24 protein-coding genes are annotated in these 22,003 nt (G+C 28.2%); 13 read left to right on the top strand and 11 right to left on the bottom strand.

The window, feature by feature from the left end:
• From B0174_RS06070 to recJ, 4 genes are all read left to right on the top strand, one after another.
• Positions 1-837: a hypothetical protein gene (locus B0174_RS06070; protein WP_108558776.1), complete on the top strand. Its 837-nt coding sequence runs from the start codon at positions 1-3 to the stop codon at positions 835-837.
• A gap of 98 nt (positions 838-935) precedes the next feature.
• Positions 936-2,321 carry a cytochrome c oxidase accessory protein CcoG gene (gene ccoG, locus B0174_RS06065; RefSeq protein WP_108558775.1) on the top strand — a complete coding sequence of 462 codons (1,386 nt, stop codon included), beginning with the start codon at positions 936-938 and terminating at the stop codon, positions 2,319-2,321.
• Between the two features lie 110 nt (positions 2,322-2,431).
• Positions 2,432-4,048: a CTP synthase gene (locus tag B0174_RS06060; protein ID WP_108558774.1), complete on the top strand. Its 1,617-nt coding sequence runs from the start codon at positions 2,432-2,434 to the stop codon at positions 4,046-4,048.
• Positions 4,048-5,613, top strand: coding sequence for a single-stranded-DNA-specific exonuclease RecJ (gene recJ / locus B0174_RS06055; RefSeq protein WP_108558773.1), 1,566 nt, complete (start codon positions 4,048-4,050; stop codon positions 5,611-5,613). The genes B0174_RS06060 and recJ overlap by 1 nt, the downstream gene beginning before the upstream one ends.
• Here recJ and B0174_RS06050 read toward each other — a convergent pair.
• Together B0174_RS06050 and B0174_RS06045 are read right to left on the bottom strand one after the other, a co-directional pair.
• A complete protein-coding gene (locus B0174_RS06050) occupies positions 5,608-6,201 on the bottom strand; it encodes a FlgO family outer membrane protein (RefSeq protein WP_228156424.1) in 594 nt (197 codons plus the stop codon). The two genes, recJ and B0174_RS06050, sit on opposite strands and share 6 nt — an antisense overlap.
• Positions 6,202-6,221: 20 nt before the next feature.
• Positions 6,222-6,878: a FlgO family outer membrane protein gene (locus tag B0174_RS06045; protein WP_108558771.1), complete on the bottom strand. Its 657-nt coding sequence runs from the start codon at positions 6,876-6,878 to the stop codon at positions 6,222-6,224.
• Between the two features lie 163 nt (positions 6,879-7,041).
• Between B0174_RS06045 and B0174_RS06040 the strand changes: the two genes are divergently transcribed.
• From B0174_RS06040 to B0174_RS06020, 5 genes are read left to right on the top strand one after another with little or no spacing between them, the layout of a single operon-like run.
• Entirely contained in the window at positions 7,042-7,587 is a 546-nt protein-coding gene (locus B0174_RS06040) for a DJ-1 family glyoxalase III (protein ID WP_108558770.1), read from the top strand.
• Between the two features lies 1 nt (position 7,588).
• On the top strand, positions 7,589-8,356 hold the full coding sequence (locus B0174_RS06035; protein ID WP_205663498.1) for a patatin-like phospholipase family protein: 768 nt from the start codon (positions 7,589-7,591) through the stop codon (positions 8,354-8,356).
• A gap of 24 nt (positions 8,357-8,380) precedes the next feature.
• Complete coding sequence (dnaE, locus tag B0174_RS06030; protein ID WP_108558769.1) at positions 8,381-11,926, top strand: DNA polymerase III subunit alpha; 3,546 nt, start codon at positions 8,381-8,383, stop codon at positions 11,924-11,926.
• Positions 11,923-12,711 carry a 5'/3'-nucleotidase SurE gene (gene surE / locus B0174_RS06025; RefSeq protein ID WP_108558768.1) on the top strand — a complete coding sequence of 263 codons (789 nt, stop codon included), beginning with the start codon at positions 11,923-11,925 and terminating at the stop codon, positions 12,709-12,711. Before dnaE ends, surE begins: the two co-directional genes overlap by 4 nt.
• 10 nt (positions 12,712-12,721) lie before the next feature.
• Positions 12,722-12,985 carry a hypothetical protein gene (locus tag B0174_RS06020; RefSeq protein WP_108558767.1) on the top strand — a complete coding sequence of 88 codons (264 nt, stop codon included), beginning with the start codon at positions 12,722-12,724 and terminating at the stop codon, positions 12,983-12,985.
• Positions 12,986-12,997: 12 nt separating this feature from the next.
• On the opposite strand, the gene B0174_RS06015 is transcribed toward B0174_RS06020, so the two are convergent.
• Both B0174_RS06015 and moaC read right to left on the bottom strand, forming a co-directional pair.
• Positions 12,998-13,261, bottom strand: coding sequence for an HP0495 family protein (locus B0174_RS06015; protein WP_108558766.1), 264 nt, complete (start codon positions 13,259-13,261; stop codon positions 12,998-13,000).
• Positions 13,254-13,742 (bottom strand): cyclic pyranopterin monophosphate synthase MoaC, encoded by a 489-nt coding sequence (gene moaC / locus B0174_RS06010; protein WP_108558765.1) that lies wholly within the window; start codon positions 13,740-13,742, stop codon positions 13,254-13,256. Before moaC ends, B0174_RS06015 begins: the two co-directional genes overlap by 8 nt.
• A gap of 119 nt (positions 13,743-13,861) precedes the next feature.
• Here moaC and rpsU point away from each other — a divergent pair, with 119 nt between their 5' ends.
• A complete protein-coding gene (gene rpsU / locus B0174_RS06005) occupies positions 13,862-14,074 on the top strand; it encodes a 30S ribosomal protein S21 (protein ID WP_108558764.1) in 213 nt (70 codons plus the stop codon).
• Positions 14,075-14,132: 58 nt separating this feature from the next.
• On the opposite strand, the gene B0174_RS06000 is transcribed toward rpsU, so the two are convergent.
• Genes B0174_RS06000 through B0174_RS05980 form a run of 5 tightly spaced genes read right to left on the bottom strand, consistent with a single transcriptional unit; the run spans position 14,133 to position 17,653 of the window.
• Entirely contained in the window at positions 14,133-14,498 is a 366-nt protein-coding gene (locus tag B0174_RS06000; RefSeq protein ID WP_108558763.1) for a hypothetical protein, read from the bottom strand.
• The gene (locus B0174_RS05995) at positions 14,491-14,712 is read right to left on the bottom strand and encodes a hypothetical protein (RefSeq protein ID WP_108558762.1); all 222 of its coding nucleotides are present in this window, start codon (positions 14,710-14,712) and stop codon (positions 14,491-14,493) included. The genes B0174_RS06000 and B0174_RS05995 overlap by 8 nt, the downstream gene beginning before the upstream one ends.
• Positions 14,702-15,439 carry an arginyltransferase gene (locus B0174_RS05990; RefSeq protein ID WP_108558761.1) on the bottom strand — a complete coding sequence of 246 codons (738 nt, stop codon included), beginning with the start codon at positions 15,437-15,439 and terminating at the stop codon, positions 14,702-14,704. Before B0174_RS05990 ends, B0174_RS05995 begins: the two co-directional genes overlap by 11 nt.
• Before the next feature lie 2 nt (positions 15,440-15,441).
• Positions 15,442-16,182: a tryptophan synthase subunit alpha gene (trpA, locus tag B0174_RS05985; RefSeq protein ID WP_108558760.1), complete on the bottom strand. Its 741-nt coding sequence runs from the start codon at positions 16,180-16,182 to the stop codon at positions 15,442-15,444.
• A 58-nt stretch (positions 16,183-16,240) separates the two neighbouring features.
• Complete coding sequence (locus tag B0174_RS05980; protein ID WP_108558759.1) at positions 16,241-17,653, bottom strand: chloride channel protein; 1,413 nt, start codon at positions 17,651-17,653, stop codon at positions 16,241-16,243.
• Positions 17,654-17,818: 165 nt separating this feature from the next.
• Here B0174_RS05980 and panB point away from each other — a divergent pair, with 165 nt between their 5' ends.
• Genes panB through B0174_RS05965 form a run of 3 tightly spaced genes read left to right on the top strand, consistent with a single transcriptional unit; the run spans position 17,819 to position 20,709 of the window.
• Positions 17,819-18,628 carry a 3-methyl-2-oxobutanoate hydroxymethyltransferase gene (gene panB / locus B0174_RS05975; RefSeq protein WP_108558758.1) on the top strand — a complete coding sequence of 270 codons (810 nt, stop codon included), beginning with the start codon at positions 17,819-17,821 and terminating at the stop codon, positions 18,626-18,628.
• Positions 18,629-18,631: 3 nt separating this feature from the next.
• The gene (gene ruvB, locus B0174_RS05970) at positions 18,632-19,669 is read left to right on the top strand and encodes a Holliday junction branch migration DNA helicase RuvB (RefSeq protein WP_108558757.1); all 1,038 of its coding nucleotides are present in this window, start codon (positions 18,632-18,634) and stop codon (positions 19,667-19,669) included.
• Positions 19,666-20,709: an AI-2E family transporter gene (locus B0174_RS05965; protein ID WP_108558756.1), complete on the top strand. Its 1,044-nt coding sequence runs from the start codon at positions 19,666-19,668 to the stop codon at positions 20,707-20,709. The genes ruvB and B0174_RS05965 overlap by 4 nt, the downstream gene beginning before the upstream one ends.
• A gap of 16 nt (positions 20,710-20,725) precedes the next feature.
• Here B0174_RS05965 and B0174_RS05960 read toward each other — a convergent pair whose 3' ends face one another.
• Positions 20,726-21,472, bottom strand: a complete 747-nt coding sequence (locus B0174_RS05960) for a ferredoxin-thioredoxin reductase catalytic domain-containing protein (RefSeq protein WP_108558755.1) — start codon at positions 21,470-21,472, stop codon at positions 20,726-20,728.
• 77 nt (positions 21,473-21,549) lie between these two features.
• Complete coding sequence (locus B0174_RS05955; RefSeq protein ID WP_108558754.1) at positions 21,550-21,762, bottom strand: VF530 family protein; 213 nt, start codon at positions 21,760-21,762, stop codon at positions 21,550-21,552.
• Positions 21,763-22,003: the final 241 nt, after the last annotated feature.

Below are 22,003 nucleotides of genomic sequence, written 5' to 3'. Positions count from 1 at the left end.
ATGCAAGTCTATTTATATGCAAAAAGTGGCCATACAGTTGGACTTGATGCTACAAGAAGATGTGCTGCTATTGCAAATGCACTAAAAGAATTTGAACCAATTTTATGTACAAGTGATTTTAGAGCAGGAGCATTTGCGAAAGATTATTTAGGTGTTAAAAAATATGTAAATATTGATGTTGTAAGAAATTTACATAATATAATGCAACGAAGAGATATTTTAATTTATGAAACACCCGAAGTAAATGATGCTATGAGAAGAGATATGAGTGAATTTTGTACTTTACTTTATGGAATAGGTGAAGAATTAAATGAAATTATTGTTGATGAATCTATTTACACAAAAAACAAAAATCCTTCTATTGAAAAAACTATCTTTTTTGGAGATGACGATTATCATAATCTCTTTTTAGGAATAATAGAAGAATCTAAAAAATATGATATTAATCTTTTAATGGGTCATTATTTCTTTTTGGGAAATGAAAAAATATTTGTTAATCATTTTTCAAATATTATTGATGAAGAAGAGTATGTTCAAACTATACAAAATTCAAAATATCTATTAACAGCATCTCTTCAAACAGCGTTAGAATCTCTTGCTTGTGGTAATAACCCTGTCTTATTTAAAAGAGTTGATAAAAGTTATGATGAAGAATTAATTAAAAAATTAAATCTTCCAGTTATTGAATCAGGAAATTTAAAAGAATTAATTAATCAATTCGAACTAATAATAAAAGATTACCCTACAATTGCAAATTTTAAGTGTACAGACCTTTCAATTATCCTTTTAGAAATAAAAGAAAAAATTGAATTATTTAATAAATTAGTAAGAATGTAACTAATAAGAATATTTTTATATAAGTAAATCTTATAATTTATTATGCAAATTATAAGCTTACTTTATATAAAATTATAAAAATTATAGAAGGTTTTATAATGAATAAAGAAAATGAATTTTTAAAAAAAACTCCTTACAGATATAAAAGGTATATTGGTTACTTAATAGCTAGTATTGTTGCGTTAAGTTTACCCTTCATTAAGATTAATGGAAATCACATTTTTCTATTATCTTTTGATAAAAAGCAATTGCATTTATTAGGGACTGCTTTTGATATGCAAGAACTTTACTTAATGCCATTTTTATTAATGCTTTTATTTTTAGGAATTTTTGCAGCTACTTCACTTGGTGGAAGAGCTTGGTGTGGCTGGGCTTGTCCACAAACTATTTTTAGGGTAATTTATAGAGATTTAATTGAAGCAACACTTTTAGGCTTAAGAAGAATCAAAAACAAACAAAAAGATCCAGATTTATCAAAAGCAGAAAATAAAACAAAAAAAGTTATTGGTTTAATTCTTTGGACATGTTTATCACTTCTTGCAGCATCTAACTTTTTATGGTTTTTTGTTCCTCCTGAAGATTTTTTTACTTATTTACAAGATCCAACTGAACATCTATTTTTAATCGGATTTGTTTTAGCAATTGCAGCATTTTTGGTTTATGATATAGTATTTTTAAAAGAAGATTTCTGTATTTATATCTGTCCTTATTCAAGGGTTCAATCTGTTTTATATGATAATGATACATATCAAGCAATTTACTCTACAAATAGAGGTGGAACAATTTATAATGAACATCATGAAAAAATTATTTTTAAAGTAAAAGATTTACCTGAACCAACAAATGAATGTACAACATGTGAATCATGTGTAACTGTTTGCCCTACTCACATTGATATTAGAAAAGGTTTACAACTTGAATGTATAAACTGTTTAGAGTGTGTAGATGCTTGTACAACGGTAATGGGAAAATTAGGAAAACCATCTTTAGTTCAATGGTCAAGTACAAATCAAGTTAAAAACGACATTCCAACAAAACTAATTAGAAAATCATCTATTATGTATTTTGTTGCTTTAGTTGTTGTAATTGGATTATTATTTGTAATGGGTGGTGAAAAAGAGTATATGCTTTTAAATATTAATAAAACTACACAGCTTTATAAAGTAAAAGAAGATAATCTGGTTACTAATAATTATGTTTTATTATTCCAAAATACAGAATCAAAAACATTAACTTATGATTTAGAAATTGTTGATAATCCAGATATTAAAATCACAAGATTCGAATCATTTACTTTAAGTCCAGGAAAACTTGCAAAAAAAGTTGTTATTCTTGAAACTGACAAAATTTTAGTTAGTGATAATACTAAAGATACACCTATATCAGTTACATTAAAAGCCTTTGCAAAAGAAGACCCAACTAAAATTGTGGTATTCAGAAAAGCCGTATTTATCTATCCTAGATTAGATAAACTACAACAATAAACACTAGATAAGAGAAATCTCTTATCTAGCCTAGCTTAACTTACTTATCAACAAAACTTAGATACAATCGCGATTATATATTTAACAACTATTTTTATGGAGTATTTTTAATGACAAAATTCATTTTTGTAACAGGTGGAGTTCTTAGTTCACTAGGAAAAGGTATAACTTCTGCTTCTATTGCAACAATATTAAAACAATCAGGCTTTAAAGTGAGTATGCTTAAAATCGACCCTTACTTAAATGTAGATCCAGGAACTATGAGTCCACTTGAACATGGGGAAGTTTTTGTTACAGCAGATGGTGCAGAAACAGACTTAGATTTAGGAAATTACGAAAGATTTATTGATAAAACTTTAACTAAAATAAATAGTTTTACAACAGGACAAGTTTACCAAAGTGTAATTAAAAGAGAAAGAGAAGGTGGATATTTGGGTAAAACTATTCAAGTAATCCCTCATGTAGTTGATGAAATTAAAGAAAGAATTTATGCAGCAACTGAAGATAATGATTTTTTAATTATTGAGCTTGGTGGAACAGTTGGAGACATTGAGGGCTTACCATTTATGGAAGCAATTAGATCAATTAGACATGAACTTCCAAAATCAAATACTATGAATATTCATTTAAGTTTAGTACCTTACATAAAAGCAGCAGGTGAACTTAAAACTAAACCAACTCAACATTCTGTTCAAGAATTAAGAAGAATTGGTATTACTCCTCATATGTTAGTTTGTAGAACTGAAAGAGAATTGCCAAAAAATTTAAAAGATAAACTTGCTCTTGCTTGTGATATTGATAGAAATGCAGTTATTGAAGCTGGTGATGCACAATCTATTTATCAAGTTCCTTTACAATTTATTAAAGAAGGAATTTTAACTCCTTTATCTGAACATTTCAATATTAAAATTAAACCAAATATGGAAAAATGGGATACTTTAGTAAAAAATATTTTACTTCCTCAAAATGAAGTAACTATTGCATTTGTTGGAAAATATTTAGATTTAAAAGAGTCATATAAATCACTTACAGAAGCGCTTATTCACGCAGGTGCACATTTAAGCACAAAAGTAAATATTCATTGGTGTGATAGTGAGCGAATAGAAGATGTTGGAGCTTACGATATTATAGGTAATTCTGATGCTATTTTAGTTGCAGGTGGTTTTGGACAAAGAGGTGTTAATGGTAAATTAGCAGCAATTAAATACGCAAGAGAGAATAAAGTTCCTTATTTAGGGATTTGTTTAGGAATGCAATTAGCAATTATCGAATTTGCAAAAAATGTGCTTGGTCTTGAAGATGCAAACTCAATCGAATTTGATCCTGCTACAAAAAATCCTTTAATTTATTTAATTGATGAATTTATTGATCAAAGTGGAAATAAACAATTAAGAACTCATGAATCACCAATGGGTGGAACAATGAGATTAGGTGAATATCCATTTGAGCCATTAAAAGGAACTCATCTTCAAAAAGCTTATGGTAATAATGATATTTATTATGAAAGACATAGACATAGATATGAAGCAAATCCTAAATATAAAGAACAATTAGAAAATGCGGGAATGATTATTTCAGGTCAATCAAATGGATTAATTGAAGCTGTTGAATTAAAAGATCATCCTTGGTTTGTTGGAGTTCAATTTCACCCTGAATTTACATCACATTTAGAAACGCCAAATCCTATTATTTTAGAGTTTGTAAAACAAGCAACTAAAAGAAAATAATGTCAAAAATCACAAAAAGTAGACTTTTTGAGATACTATCTGCAAGACATGTGAATAATCCTTATTCACGCCTTGCAGACCTTCCCTCACCTGAAAAATTCAAAGATATTGATATTGCAACCAAAAGAATCAAAAAAGCTATTTTAGAAAAAGAAACTATTACAATAGTTGGTGATTATGATGTTGATGGCGTAATTTCAACAACAATTATGTTAGATTTTTTTAATACTATTGGCGTAAAAGTAAATCATATAATTCCAAATAGATTTGAACATGGTTATGGTTTATCAACCAAAATTGTTGATTTAATAAATGATGGTTTAGTAATTACTGTTGATAATGGAATTTCTGCATATGAAGCTTCTGTTAAATTAAAAGAAAAAAATATTGATTTAATTATTACAGATCATCACACAGTTGGAAAAAGAATACCGATTGCATTAGCAATCATAAATCCAAAACAAGCTGATTGTAACTTTGAATTTAAAGATATTTGTGGCGCACAAGTTGCTTGGTATTTATGTGCTGCAATTAAAAAAGAGATGAACCTAGATGTAAATATGTCAAACTTTTTAGATTTACTTTGTGTGGCTATTATTGCTGATATTATGCCTATGACCGCACTTAATTATACTTTAGTAAAACAAGGTTTGAAAAAAATAAAAACCTCATCAAGGGAAGCTTTTAAAAGATTAAATGAAATTATGTCAAAAGAGATTTTTGTATCTGATGATGTTGGATTTTTTATTGCTCCTAAATTAAATAGTGCTGGAAGAATGGATGATGCAAGTGTCGCTTTGTCATTTTTACTTTCAAAAAACTCTTTTCAAGCAAATGAAAGCCTAGCCTTATTGGATGAGTTAAATAATTATAGAAAAACACTTCAAGAAGAAATCTCAAAAAAAGCAGAATCAAAAACAGATAAAAAAGATAATGCAGTTATTGTTTGGGGTGAAGATTGGCATGAGGGTGTAATTGGGATTGTTGCTTCAAAATTATCAAATTCACATAAAAAACCTGCTTTTATTTTTTCAATTCATAATGGAATTGCAAAAGGAAGCGCAAGAGCAAATTCTAATATAAATTTATATGACATTATCACAAAAGCAAATCATTTACTTCTTGGATATGGTGGTCATAAAAATGCAGCTGGATTGTCTTTAAAAGTAGAATTTCTTGAAGAGTTTAAATCTATTATAAATAAAGAATTAGAAGAGTTTAAAGAGGATTTACACATAGATCCTGTTACTTTAGGAGAACTTGATGTATCAAGTGTTGACTTAGAATTTTTATCAATCATTGAGCAATTTGAACCTTATGGTTTAGAAAATCATAGACCAATTTTTAAAATCTCAAACACTTCTTTAGTAAAATATGACTTGATCGGAAAAGATAAAAATCATTTAAAATTAACATTAAATAGTGATGGATTTGTATTTGAAGCTTTGAAATTTAATGACTCTAACATCAATATTTCTAAAAATTTAAATTTGATTGTATCAGTTAGTAAAAATGAGTTTAGAGGAGAAATAACTCCTCAATTTTTAATTCAAGATATTTTATAAAACAACATGTGGACGAGGAGTAGGAGTTTGTTTTTTATTCTCGTCTTGCAGTTTTTCACTTTGTAATCGTTCACCCTCTAATCCTAAAATCTCATCATCAATTTCAGTTCTTTCATAAGATGAAGATAAAATATTTCCATTTCTAATATCAACTAATTTAATAAATACATTTAAACTTTTACTAGTTAATGAATATGTTCCAACAACAGCATATTTTTCTTTTGTTATTTTAGAAGAAAGAATATTATCTTTGTTTCGTGTTAATAAGTTAAATCCATTTGGTCCATATTCAAACTCTTTTCCTAACTCTATTTCTCTTACAATTATATTTTCTGAAACCAAACTATCTTTTAACATACTAGAAAGTAAAAATCCTAACTGAGATTTATTTTTTAATTTATCTAAATTAACAAAATCAGATACTAAAACAGCTTCTTGTAATGAAATATTTTTTTTGATTTTACTTACAGAATCAGCAACAAGCCTTGAAACTAAATAGTGAAAATTATTTGACCCACTAATTGGATTTTTATAAACACAAGAGCTAAGAAAAAAAACTAAGAAAATTGGAATTATAAAAAATTTCAATTTTCCTAAAAAGCTAAATATCATTTTGATGATCGTTCTTTTACTATATTTATAGTTCTAGCAGGTGCACAATCTTTGAAAATTATACAATCATTTACAATACCATGCACATATGTTGCTCTAGCACTTGTAATGATTTTACCTGTAATATTATCTATTACTCTAGCATTTAACATGATTTTACCTGATAATCTTGAGTAAGTTCCTACAACTACATAAGTGTTAGGTATTTTATTTTTTAGCTCATGGGGTTTTCTTGAGATAAAATATTCACCTTCATCATTTATAGAAATAGCCATTTGACCTCTGAATTCAGTAATATCAAAACCTCTATTTGAAAGTTCATTAATCAAACTTTCACTAACAACTCTTCCGAATTCAGTAGTTTTTTTAAACTCATCTAATCTAACAAAAGAAGTAATTAATACAGGTTTATTTGTATCCATTTTTTTATTTTGTAACATTTGAGCTGCTAGTGATGCGATTGTTGATTCTAATGTATTCTGAGTAGTTACATTTTTTTGCATATCAGCTGCAACTTCTAAATGTTGCTTAGTAGTTTGTACTTTATCATATTCTTGTGCTATAGGATCATTAGTTCTACCTACTGTACATCCAGTTACAAAAAATAAAAATACACCTGCTAATATACTTGACTTAAGAATACTTTTAAACATTAAAAACCCCTTTTCATAATTATTTAAATTTTATTTAAAGTTTGCTTAGATATTCTTGAATGATTGTTTTATTACTTTAAAAGGACTATTATACCTTAGATTACAAAGCTTTGTGATTTAAATCATAATAATATATAATCAATAAAATTTATAAGGAAAAACTATGGCAAATATTTTAATACCAATCTCAAATGGATTTGAAGAAATTGAAGCTATTTCAATAATTGATATTTGTAGAAGAGCAAATATAAAAGTTACTATTGCAGGAGTTGAGGATTTAGAAATCGTAGGAGCACATGGTGTGAAAATTATTTCTGATGAAAAAATAGAAAATATTTCTAGTGATGATTTTGATATGATTGTTTTACCAGGCGGACTTCCTAATGCTTTTACACTTGCAGAAAATTCAAAAATTCAAAAATTATTAAAAGAATTTAAAGATAAAAACAAGAAAATTGCAGCAATTTGCGCAGCCCCTTATGCTTTACATAAAGCTGGTGTATTAAGTAAAAATTATACTTGTTATCCTAGTTTTGAGAAAAAAATAAAAGATGATGGTTATTTAGGCAATCAAGATATTGTTATTGATAACAATGTAATAACATCAAGAGGACCTGCAACAGCCATGAATTTTGCACTTGAAATTGTAAAAATACTTTGTGATGAAAAAATTTATATTGAAGTAAAAGATGGTTTATTAGTAAAATAATATGAAAATACCTACAAATAATCTAGCTCTTGCCCTTGGTGGTGGAGTTGCTCGTGGTGCTTTTCATTTAGGAGTTCTTGATTTTTGCGAAAATCATAATATTGATATAAAAGCTTATAGTGGTTCATCAATTGGTGCAATTATAAGTGCTTCTCACGCAAGTGGAATCAAAGCAAAAGAACAACTAAAAATATTTTCCTCAAAAGAGATAAGAGAAGTTTTAAAATTTAATTTTTTTAGAAACGGTTTGTTAAAAATTGATTCTACAAATAAATTAATTAAAGAACTTTTGCCAATAGAAAATATTGAAGATATTCCAAAACCTCTTTGGATTAGTGCGTATGATTTAAAGAAAAAGGAACTGCATTATTTTAATAGTGGAAATACTTTGACTTTATGTCTAGCTTCAAGTGCTTTATATCCAGTATTTAAGCCGATTTTTTATAATGGAATGTATTTAATTGATGGAGGATTATTTGATAATATTCCAATAAAACCTCTTGAAAACAGAGGTTATGATATTTATGCAGTTGATTTATTTGCAAAAAGCAAAGAACAAAAAAGCAAAAAATTTAATCCAATAAAATCTATAAAAAAATCACTTTTTAAACAACTTCATTCTAATCACAAATATTCTTTGGAAAATACAAACTATTATTTAGGAAGTCCACATATAAAAAGCTTCTCTTTATTTACCTTTAAAGAGTTGGAAGAATGTTTTAAATTAGGCATTAAAGAAGCTCAAAATCATTTTTTGGATACACTATAAATAAAAACTACAAAGATTTATATTATGTCTGATACACCAAAATTTACCCATCTTCATTTACATACAGAATATTCACTACTTGATGGTGCAAATAAAATAAAACCTCTTGCAAAAAAAATAAAAAAAATGGGAATGACAAGTGTTGCTATGACTGACCATGGAAATATGTTTGGTGCAATTGACTTTTACAATGCCATGAGAGCAGAGGGAATTAAACCAATTATTGGGATGGAAGCATATATTCACAATAGTGAAGATATTGGTGATAAAACAAATAGACAAAGATTTCACTTATGTTTATATGCCAAAAATGATGTTGGTTACAAAAATCTAATGTTCTTAAGTTCTCAAGCTTATATGTTTGGTTTTTATTATTATCCTCGAATTAATAAACAACTTTTAAGAGATAATTCTGAAGGTTTAGTTTGCTCAGCTGCTTGTTTGCAAGGTGAAGTTAACTGGCATTTAAATACTCAAAGTGAAAGAAATGTAAAAAATGGTGCAAAAGGTTATGAGGAAGCAAAAAGAGTTGCTTTAGAATATAAAGATATTTTTGGAGATGACTTTTATTTAGAAATTATGAGACATGGAATTGGTGACCAGCATTTTATTGATGACCAGATTTTAAGAATCTCAAAAGAGACAGGAATAAAAGTAGTAGCCACAAATGACACTCATTATTTAGAACAAAAAGATGCCGATGCACACGAAGCTTTTATGTGTATTGCTATGAATAAACTTTATGATGACCCAAAAAGATTAAGACATAGTGTTCATGAGTTTTATTTAAAATCACCACAACAAATAGCAAAATTATATGCAGATATTCCAGAAGCCCTAGAAGCAACTCAAGAAATCGCAGATAAATGTAATTTAGAAATAAAACTAGGAAATCCAACTCCTCCAAATTTTAAATTTACAAGACAAAAATCTGCGGAAGCAAATTTAACTCTTCCTGAACCAGATGTTGAATACTCTTTGGAAAATGACAAAATTTTATTTATTCATGAGTGCTGGAAAGGTTTAGAAGATAGATTAAAAATCGTTCCACCTGAACAACATGAAGAATATAAAGATAGATTAGCAGTTGAAATTGAAATTATTAATAATATGAGATTTCCAGGTTATATGCTTATTGTTTGGGATTTCGTAATTGTTGCAAAAAATATGGGAATTCCTGTGGGTCCTGGAAGAGGAAGTGCCGCGGGAAGTTTAGTTGCATTTTCTTTAAAAATCACAGATATTGACCCTATTCCTTATGGTTTACTTTTTGAAAGGTTTCTAAACCCAGAAAGAATTTCAATGCCCGATATTGATATGGATTTCTGTCAAGCAAGAAGAGGAGAAATTATTGATTATGTTGTTCAACAATATGGTCGTGCCAATGTTGCACAAATCATCACCTTTGGTAAACTTCTAGCAAAAGGAGTTATTCGAGATGTTGCAAGAGTTCTTGATATGCCATATGCAAGAGCTGATGCAATGGCAAAACTTATTCCTGATGAATTAGGAATAAATCTTACAAGTTCTTATGAAAAAGAGCCAAAAATAAAAGAACTTTGTGATGCAGACCCACAAGCTGCAAGAGTTTGGGAATACGCTCTTGCTTTAGAGGGCTTAAATAGAAATGCAGGAACTCACGCAGCTGGTGTTGTTATTTCAAATGAACCTTTATGGAAAAAAACTCCACTTTTTAAACCCTCAGGTCTTGATACACTAGCAACTCAATATAACGGTAAATATGTAGAAGATGTAGATTTAATCAAATTCGACTTCTTGGGTTTAAAAACCCTAACAGTTATTGAAGAAGCAAATAAATTAATTGAACAAAGACACGGCAAAAGAGTAGATTTTATCACAGCTGATGTAAATGATAAAGGTGTTTATGACCTGATTCAAACTGGAAATACGATGGGATTATTCCAAATCGAGTCAGATGGTATGCAAGATTTATGTAAAAGATTAAAACCCTCAAATTTTGAAGATATTATTGCCGTGCTAGCACTTTATAGACCAGGGCCAATGGAATCAGGAATGCTTGATGACTTTATTGATAGAAAACACGGTCGAGCTGAGATAAACTACTTCTATGATGAGTTTGATGCACCACTTCGACCAATTCTTGAAACAACTTATGGAGTTATTGTTTATCAAGAACAAGTTATGCAAATCGTGCAAACTATTGGTGGTTTTTCCCTTGGAGGCGCGGACTTAGTAAGACGAGCTATGGGTAAAAAAATCAAAGAAGAGATGGATAAATTAAAAGATGAGTTTGCTATTGGTGGAGTAAAAAAAGGTTACCAAAAAGCTCATTGTGAAGAACTATTCGATTTGATTGTAAAATTTGCTGGATATGGATTTAATAAATCTCACTCAGCAGCTTATGCACTAGTTACTTTTTATACTTCATATCTAAAAAAATATTATGCATCAGAGTTTATGGCAGCACTTTTAACCCTTGAAAAAGATAACACTGATAAAGTTGTTAAATATGTGGATGAAGTAAAAAGATTAGGACTTGATTTATTCCCACCTGATATTAATAAATCAGATTTAGTATTTTCTGCAAAAAAGATTGATGGGGAAGAAGTTGTAATGTTTGGAATGGGTGCCATAAAAGGTGCTGGTGATGTCGCAATTAATTCTATTTTAAAAGCTAGAAATGATGGTGGATTATTTGCAGATTTAGGTGATTTTATCTCAAGAATTGACGGTAGTAAAGTAAATAAAAGAGTAATTGAATCTTTAACAAAAGCAGGAGCTTTTGATAATTTTGGTTATTCAAGACAATCACTATTAAATCAAATAGAAAAAATAGTTGAAACTGTTGGAAAAGCAGCTCTTGCAAAAAAAATGGCAACAGGTTCTTTATTTGGAGATAGTGATGAACTTACAAAAATTGATATTGAACTTGAACATCTTCCAGAATTTGAAGCAAAAGAGATTTTGGAACTTGAAAAAGCCTCTTTAGGTTTTTATGTATCAGGGCATCCACTTGATGAATATAGAGAACAACTTGATAAAATAAACTATACTTTATCATCTCAGATTGATGAACTTGAAGATGGAAGTCAAGCTTTATTTGTTGGAAAAATTGAGAATATCACAGAAAGAATCTCTAAAAAAGGTAATAAATTTGGAATTGCGACAATTATGGATTTCCATGGGAATATCGAACTTATGCTTTTTGAAGATAGATTAAAAGAGTTAAAAGAAGATTATGATTTAAATGAACCAATAGCTTTTAAAGTAAGAATTTCAAAAGATGATAATTTTACAAGAATGAATATTCTAAAAATAGAAAGTATCAAAGAAGCTAAAAACGAAAAAATCAAAACAAAACAAAAAGAAGTAGTTGAACCACCAATTACTATTGCTATTCCTTTTTCAAATGATGAAAATCTAATGTACAAACTTTTTGATATTGTGGCAAATAATCAAGGGAAAAGAGAGTTAAAACTTTTGATTAAATCAAAACTTGCAGACTTAGAGCTGGAAACTGGCTTTAAAGTAACTTCTCAAGTAGAGAATTTAATACACCAATTAGAAGGAGTTTATATAGTAGCATGAAACATATCTTGCTAACAAATGATGATGGATTTGATGCTGTTGGACTAAAAGCTTTAATTGAAGCCTTAAAACCAATAGCAAAAATAACGGTAGTTGCACCTGCAAAAAATAAATCTGCATGTGGTCACTCATTAACCCTTGAAAGACCATTAAGAATGGTTTGTGTGGAAGATGATTTTTACAAAATAGATGATGGAAGTCCCACTGATTGTATTTTTATTTCAGTTAGTAATTTATTTAAAGATGGATTTAAACCTGATTTAGTAATAAGTGGCATAAATATTGGTGCAAATATGGGAGAAGATATTACATATAGTGGAACGGCATCAGCTGCAATGGAAGCTGTAATTCATGGAATTCCTGCAATTGCAATTTCCCAAGTATGTAATGATATGTGCCAAGATGTAAAAACCGATTGGGATTTTGCCCTTGCAAAAGAGGTTATAGTCGAACTTGCCTCTAGAATATTAAGTAATAATTTCCCATTAGATGAAAGAAAGTTTTTAAATGTTAATATTCCACCAATAAAGGCTATTGAGAGTAAAGGTATAAAAGTTACAAAAGCCGGATTTAGAGAATATGGAAATGATACTCATCGACATTTAAATCCAAGAGGTGAAGAGTATTATTGGATTGGATTACATCCATTGATTTGGAAACCCTCTGTAAACAAAGATTGCGACTTTGAAGCAATAAAAGCAAATTATGTATCAATTACACCAATTATGCTTGATATGACTTCTTACAATGATATAAAAGCCATAGAATCTTGGCTTACTAAATAAAAGGAAACAGATGAATTTTACAAAATCATTATTAAAACATATTGATAAACTGGTTGGATCATTAAGATCAGATGAGCAAATACAAGAAATCTTAAAAAGAAAATTTACAAAAAAAGAGTATAAGATTTTTGTTGCTATTGAAGAAGCAAAAGATATGGAAGAGATAAAAGCTCTTGTAAAAGAAGATGAAGAAGCAATACAAAAACACTATAAAATTGCTTGTAAAAAATTAAATCAAGAAAAATTTAAACAAGAATTAGTATCTTACGAATAAGATACTAATTAATCATAAAACCATTTTAATATTAGAATGGTCACCTAACATTTTATAAATTTCTGTTCTATCATCATCATTATGAACTAAAAGCTCTAAAGTATAACTTTTATATTTGCCTTTGGCACTAACTTTTGATTCTTGCACTTTATGCTCTCTGCTTAAAACAACTTCTTTTACTGTTACATGAATATCAATATGTTCTAAAACAACTAATTTATATTCCCAAGAACATGGATAATTTAATTCTAATTTTTCTTTACTTAAATCAATCATTATTTAAATCCTCTCTAATAAAATCGCCACTTTTCCCACCTGATTTTCTTTCTAATTGTACATTAGAAATAATCATAGATTTATCAATAGCTTTTACCATATCGTAAATAGTTAATAATCCAATAGAAACTCCCGTTAAAGCTTCCATTTCAACACCTGTTTGACCATTTAATTTAGCTGTAACAATTAGTTTAAATCCAGGTAATTCAGGTTTTTCTTCCACATCACAATTTATTCCACTTAATAATAAAGGATGGCACATAGGAATTAACTCACTTGTTTTCTTAACTCCCATAATTGCTGCAATTACAGCAGTTTGAAGAACTGGGCCTTTTTTAGTATTATTTGAAATAATTGCATCAAATGCTTCTTGAGACATAGTAATATCTCCTGATGCAATTGCAACTCTTTTAGTTTCATATTTGTCAGAAACATCAACCATTTTTGGTCTATTATTATCATCTAAGTGTGTTAAATTCAAAATATTCCTTTTTGTTAAAAATTAATTATATTCTAATATTTGTTAAAGTTAAATAAGGATTAAGTAAACTTTAAATATAATCCAAACCTAAAATTTATAAAAGAAAGTAGGTGATTTTAGTGCCAGGCATAAAAGTTAAAGATAGCGAATCTTTCGACGAAGCTTATAGAAGATTTAAAAAACAATGTGATAGAAATCTTATTGTTACAGAAACTAGAGCAAGAAGATATTTTGAACCAAATACAGAAATTAGAAAAAAACAAAAAATATCTGCTAGAAAGAAAATGTTAAAAAGATTATACATGTTAAGAAGATACGAATCAAGATTATAATATTTTGATTTGTAACAACAAAACTCTATTTATAGGGTTTTGTTTCTTACATTAAAACTTATTTTAACTCAAACTGAGAGCTATATTCTTTTCCTCTATAAATTATTTTAAAATCCCATTTTCCATTTTCCCTACCATCTATATATCGATAATCATACGCTGAACTATCACCTGCTGGAATTAACATTTCTCTTGTTCTTGAAATTTCGCCAGTTGGACTAATCCAATTAATAATAATTTGTTGTTCATTTTCATCTCTAATTATTTCAAACTTACATATAATCGAATTTTCATCTTCTAAAATCAAACAATCTACATTTGGATTGTAAGGTATATTTCCAGCTACTTCTTGTTTATTTGTTAAATTATCTTCTGCAAATAGTACATTAATAAGTAATAAAAAAGAAACTACATACTTAATCATTTTTCTCTCTTTCTTCTATATTCATATATTTCATTAAAATATATTTTATAGGTGCATAAAATGTTGTCATTGATACTATTGTTAATATTAATTGAATAATCTTAAAAAAACTGTTCTTTTCACCCATTGTAAAAAGTACTAAATAATAGCTAATAAACATGGAGATTATAGCACAAATTATTACACTTACAATAACCACGATATTATAATTCATTTTTTTTCCAAATTGGCGTTTCATCAAGAGTTGGTCTATTTTTTAATATCTCAAATGGAGAATATGCTTCTTTATATCCCATAGAAAAATGATCTTTTATCCAATAGCCTAAATATATATAAGGGATATTTAACTCTTTTGCTATTTTAATTTGAGCTAATATTGAGAATTTTCCTATTGATAAATCTGAATAAAAATGATCATAATAACAATAAATAGCAGAAATTGAATTAGGCAAAATATCAACCAATGCAACTCCAATTAATTTATCATCTTTGATATACAAAAATTCTTTTGCATATTCTTCTTTTGTTTCAACATAAGATTTCATATATTCATCAGGAGAAATAGGAGTATAAGGCCAATCTTTTTTATCATTCATAAATCTATGATATTTATCATAAAGATTTAGATGCTCCATTGTAACAGAAGGTGGTCTTATATAAAGTTTTGTATCTTTATTTTTTGATATTACTCTTTTTTCTGATTTAGAAAATTTATAATTGGCTACATCAATTCTCATTGAAACACATTTGTTACAAAATTTACACTCTGGAACAAAATGCATTCGTCCAAATCTTCGCCAACCTCTTTCTAACATATTTTGATAACTTGAAGTTGAACAAGAATAAATATATTTATATCTAATATCAGATATTTTATTTTCAAAATAAGAGCAACTTCTATCTTCTTCTAAAAATTCAATATCTTGGTTAAGTATTTGCATAATTATTCGTTTATTTTTTCTTTTATCTCTTTTGCAATTGCAGAGATTCTTTTAATTTTTTCGTCATTTGATAAACTATCATCAATTATATGTTTTACAAAAGCGCTTCCCACAATAACACCATCAACACCCATGATTTTTTCTTTACAAGTTTTTTCATCAACTCCAAAACCAATATATAAAGGTGTAGAAGAATATTTTCTTACATTTTCTATTATTTGTGATAAATCTTCTTTTTGACCACTTCCTGTGATTCCAGCATAAGCAACCATATAAATGAATTTTTTAGAGTTTTCAACAATTGTTTTTATTCGCTCAGGACTATCTGTGGGAGCCACAAAAGAGATATTTGCTTTATTATATTTATTAAATAAATCTTCATAATCTTTCGCCATTTCATATGGAAGATCAGGAATAATAGTTCCTTGAATATTATATTCAGCAGCCTTTTGTAATATTTTTTCCATTCCATAATGATAAAAAGGATTCATATATCCCATCCATAAAGTATCAATATCTTTGGCAATTTTTGAAGAAACTTCAAATAAATCTTTTAATTTAAATCCATTATTTAATGCAATTAAATTCGCTTTTTCAATTACAGGTCCATCAGCCACTGGATCAGAAAATGGAATTCCCAATTCTAAAGTATCAACTCCAGCATCTTTCATACTATATGCTAAATCTATTGTAAAATTATTATTTGGAAGAGAGGATGTAATATAACCTACTAATTTTTTCAAAATTCTTATCCTATGTTTAAAATTTTTCTTATTTTATCTAAAATCTTCTTTTAAACTATTATTTAATATCTTCATCATTATTTTGTGATTTCTTTCTACTTTTAATAATTATTAGTTTAATAATTCTTTGCATATTAATAAAAAATCTTGTAGTATAGGTGGTTTCTGTATTTTCTAATTCTTCACCTAATTTTATATTTATTGCCTCTGATTTTTTCATTGATAATACCTGAGATGGAAATACACTTCTGTGTCCTGTCATTAAAAAAGCAATAATAATAGATATTGCAGCATAATGTCCAACATCCATTCCGAATAATTCAACAGACATTATCATGGCAGCTATTGGCGCACTTGTAGTTCCAGCAAGAACACTCACAAATCCAAGAGCTGCAAACAAAGGAATATATCCATTAACTAAATATCCAAAAAAATTACCACTTGTTGCACCCACATAAAAAATAGGAGTAATAACTCCTCCACTTCCACCAAAAGAAAGAGTTAAAGAAGTAAAAATCGTTTTTAAAATAAATGTGTACCAAGGAATATTTTCATAAATCATTTCATCCGAAGACAAGGCATCTTTTATGGTATGAAAACCTAATCCCAAATATTCATCTCCAACAATTAAAGTCAAAATCACAATAATAATTCCGCCTAAAAATGCCTTAAGAATATAATTTATTTTTATCATTTTTATATATTTATGTAATTCACTTAATGTTGTAATAATAAAATCTGCAACTAAACCAAAAAATATTCCACCAATAATTACTTTTGAAAGTAACACATAATTAAAATCAAAATTGGAAAAAAATGCAATATAAAAGTATGTATAATTTATTCCCATCATTTTTGCAACAAAAAAGGCAGAAAAACCAGCAACAATCGATGGCAATAAAATATCATACATTAATGCACCAACAATTAATATCTCAACTCCAAAAATTGCTCCAGCAAGTGGAGTTCCAAAAACAGATGCAAATCCAGCACTAATTCCACAAATAACAATTTTTTTTCTATCTCTATTTGAAAATTTTAATTTCATAGCAATAAAAGAAGCTAGTGATGCACCAATTTGCGCGCCAGGTCCTTCTTTTCCAACTGAACCACCTGCAAAAATTGTTAATACTGTTGCAAAAAGTTTTGTGGGAACCACACTTAAATTTATTTTTCCTGCATTTTTATGAATTGCTTCAATTACTTTTTCTGTTCCATGACCCTCGGCACTTGGAGCAAATTTCTTGACGATAATTACAGTTAAAGCCAAAGCAAAAGGTAAAGTGTAATAATAATCAAAAGGCAACAAACTCCTTGATTTTTCACAATATTCTAAAAGTTTCAAAAATAAAGCTACAACAGCACCAATTAGTGCGCCAATTAATGATGAGAGGATAATCCATTTTGTGATACTTGCAAACATAATAGTTTGCTCTGCTAGGTGGTTTTGAATATTTTTTTCTTTGTTCATAGGAATACTTTGTTATTACTTGAATTTTATATAAGTTATATTAACTGAACACATATTTAGTTGTTCTTTAATTTTTTACTTTTTTTTACAAATATAAAAATTTTATTAAAAAAGTTAGTTTTGGATATAATCGTTATAAATTATTAATAATTATTAGGGGAAAAAATGAGCATTATAAAAAACGATTTTGAAAAAATGAATATTACAAAAATTAAAAACTCTAAGAATAATAAAAAACTAACAGTTATTACAGCATACGATGCACTTTTTGCAAAACTGTTTGAAGATACAGCGGATATGATTCTTGTAGGTGACAGTCTAAATATGAGTTTTGCAGGAAAATCAGACACTCTTTCAGCAACTCTTGAGCAAATGATTTATCATACAAATGCAGTTTGTGCTGGTGCTAAAAGTGCTTTTGTAATCACAGATATGCCTTTTGGAACATATATAAACAAAGATCAAGCCTTAGAAAATGCTATCAAAGTTTATCGAGAAACAAATGCTGCTGCTATAAAAATAGAAGGTGGTGAAGATAGAGCTGATATTATTAAACATCTTACATCAAATTCAATTGCAGTTATGGGACATATTGGATTAATGCCTCAATATGTAAGAAGTGAAGGTGGATATAAAGTAAGAGGGAAAACGCCACAAGATGAAGAACAATTAATTCGTGATGCAATTGCAGTTGAAAAAGCAGGAGCTTTTTCAATAGTTGTTGAGGGCGTTATGAGTAGTGTTGCAAAAAAAATAACTGAAGCTGTAAATATTCCAATTATTGGAATAGGAGCTGGAAATGTTACAGATGGACAAGTTTTAGTTTGGTCTGATATGTTAGGATTTTTTGAAGAGTTTAAACCAAAATTTGTAAGACATTATATGCAAGGAGCATTATTGGTAAAAGAAGCTGTAAATCAATATAGAAATGATGTTCAAGATAGTTCTTTTCCATCAAAAGAAGAAGAGTACTAACAAGTGGAAAGAATAGTAGAAGTTGAGTCAGTATCTTTTGAAGAAGAAAATACAGAAGTAAGTTTACGACCCTCAAATTGGGATGATTATATCGGTCAAGAAAAAATCAAAAAAAACCTAAAAGTATTTATAGAAGCTAGTAAAAAAAGAAAAGAAGCGCTGGATCATATTTTATTTTATGGACCTCCAGGACTTGGAAAAACTACGCTTTCTTATCTTATTTCAAATGAAATGAATACAAATATAAAAGTAACAGCTGGTCCAATGATTGAAAAAAGTGGCGATTTAGCTGCAATTTTAACAAACCTTGAAGAAGGAGATATTTTATTTATTGATGAAATACACCGTCTTTCTCCAACTGTTGAAGAGATTTTATATCCTGCGATGGAAGATTACAGACTTGATATAATAATTGGTTCAGGACCAGCGGCACAAACAGTGAAAATCGATTTACCAAGATTTACATTAATAGGTGCAACAACAAGAGCTGGAATGCTTTCAAATCCCTTAAGAGAGAGATTTGGAATGCATTTTAGAATGCAGTTTTATAATCAAGAAGAATTATCAAAAATTATTCAAAAAGCAGCAGTAAAACTATCAAAATCATGCGAAAATGATGCATCTTATGAAATATCAAGAAGAAGTAGAGGAACTCCAAGAGTTGCTTTACGACTTTTAAAAAGAGTAAGAGACTTTGCTGAAGTTGAAAATGAGAATTCAATTAAACTAAAAAGATGCAAATATGCTTTAGATGAATTAGGTGTAAATGAAACAGGTTTTGATGAAATGGATATAAATTTACTTGAACTGTTAGTTTCAAATAGAGGAAAACCGATGGGACTTTCTACATTAGCAGCAGCACTAAGTGAAGATGAGGGAACAATTGAAGATGCAATTGAACCTTATTTACTTGCAAATGGATATATAGAAAGAACTGCTCGTGGAAGAATAGCTTCACTAAAAACTTATGAAATGTTTAGACTTTCATATCCAGGAAGTGAAAAACTAGATGATGACTTAACTCAAGGAAAACTATTTTGAAAGCAGCCTATTTCTTAATTGCAATTGCAATTGTAATGATTTTTTTTATGGTGGAACTTTTTGATCCATTTTTAAAAGCAATTTTTGTATCACTTTTATTAGTAGTTGCAACAAGTACTTTAACTTTATACTTAGAAAAGAATTTAAAAAGTAGATTTTTTGCTACAACTATTATGACAGTAGCATTAACATCACTATTTTTTATACCTATTTTATATTGTATATTCTCATTTGCTGATTTTTTCACTAAAGTTGATCAATCATCTTTAATCAAAAATCTTAATGATATGAAGATTATTATTCAAGACTCATTAAAAGATTTTATTTTCTTAAATGATTTACTAACACAAATAATATCAAAATTTGATGTGGCGAAAACAGTTCAAGATATGTTAACATTTGGAGCTTATTTAGGTAAAAACTCTGTTAAGTTCATGATGGATATGATTATGATTTTAATATTCTTCTTTTTCTTTACACTTTATTCAACATCAATTTCAACTTTTATAAAAGAGTTATTACCAATAAAAAAAGAAGATTCAAATATTTTATTTTATGAATCATCAAATGTAATGACAGTAGTTTTATATTCTATATTAGTTACCGCAATATTTGAAGGACTTTTATTTGGAGTTTTCTTGACATATTTTGGTTATGATGGATTATTATTTGGTGTTTTATATGGTTTTGCATCTTTAATTCCAGTAATTGGTGGAATCATTATGTGGCTTCCAATTGTAATATTTGAAGCTACAACAAATTTAACAAATGCCTTCATAATTGCAATTTATTCAATTGTAGTTATTTCGATTGTTGCAGATACTTTTATAAAACCAATGATTATAAAATACATAAATAAAAAAATTGTTAAAACACCTACAAATATAAATGAACTTTTAATTTTCTTCTCTATTGTTGCTGGTCTTTCAACTTTTGGTTTTTGGGGAATGATTATAGGTCCAGCAATGGTGACATTTTTTATATCAATTATGAACTTATTAAAAAAATATTCAGATGATTTAAAAGATAATGTATCCTAAAAAGGATACATTAAAACTAAAGTTCTCCTCTTTCTTTTTCACCACCATAAGATGATATTCCATAATCTAGATTAGCAACTGAACTAAAACCTAAATCTTTCATTATTCGTTGACAATAAGCACTTCTACTGCCACTTAAACAATAAACAACTACTGGTATATCTTTTTTACTTGTTATTTGCTCTAATGCATCATAAAATGATGTTGTAGGAATTAAATAATCAGTTCCTTTAATTCTATTAGAAACCCATTCCATCCACTCTCGTGTATCAACTAAAGTAAAATCAATAAAACCTAAATCTCTAGCTTCCAATAAAGATTCTAATTCAATCGAACTAACTTCATTTTTTGCTAATAATTTTTTTCCTTCTTCCTTAGTTAACCCTCTTGAGTGAGTTGCAACCACATCATGCAAATTATTTTCTTTTTCAATTTCTAAAGCTTTTTCATTAGTACAGAAAATTCCACAGTGACATGAACCAGTATTAGGTATTTCATTAGTTAATGCAGGTGTACATGGGCACAATCTATTTTCACTTTTTTCTTGCTCTTCTGCATTTTGTCCTATAACCATAAAACAAGGGCAAAATTTCTTACCATAAATCAATTGATTTCTTGTAAGTCCCATTTGAATTGATTGATTGATTTCTTTATCTGGATTATAAACAAAGTCGTATTCTGATAATACATTATCTGTAAATTTTTTAGTTAGCTCAAATTCATTTAAAAATTCTTCACTATTTGTATCTATTTTTCTAATCATATTGAATATCCTATTTTATTATAAAAAAGAATAATAGTGTAATAATGTTTAGATATAAATATAGCTTGTATTAATAATCAAAAAGAGTTCAAGAATAGAGTTTCAATTTTTTTTCTGGCCCAAGGGGTTTTTCTAAGGAAAGTAAGACTAGATTTAATAGAGGGGTTGTTGTAAAAACATCTAATGTTAATTTTGTGAGATAATTCTTCCCATCCATATTTGTCTAAAAGAGAATTAAGGATCATTTCTAAAGTAATTCCGTGTAATGGATTGTTTGGTTGCTCGGTCAAATTAAAATCCTGTAATGTAATATATACCAGATGAGATTGTATCGAAAGAAGAGTAATAAAAGAATAAAAAGCAAAGTAAAGAAGTAAAAGATGAAGCGGGTAAAAGAGTAGACTAAAAAAAAGCTTCTTCCTAAAAGAACTAATAATAAGTTCAAATAAGAAAAAGCTTTGTAAAAAAACTCAAGAGCTGGCAGCGGCCTACGTTTCCACCAGGGGACCCGGCAGTATTATCGGCGATGAA

The organism is Arcobacter caeni, assembly GCF_003063245.1.
Classification (GTDB): domain Bacteria; phylum Campylobacterota; class Campylobacteria; order Campylobacterales; family Arcobacteraceae; genus Aliarcobacter; species Aliarcobacter caeni.
Note: the sequence above shows the minus strand (reverse complement) of the source record. Positions and strands in the feature narration are given on the sequence as shown.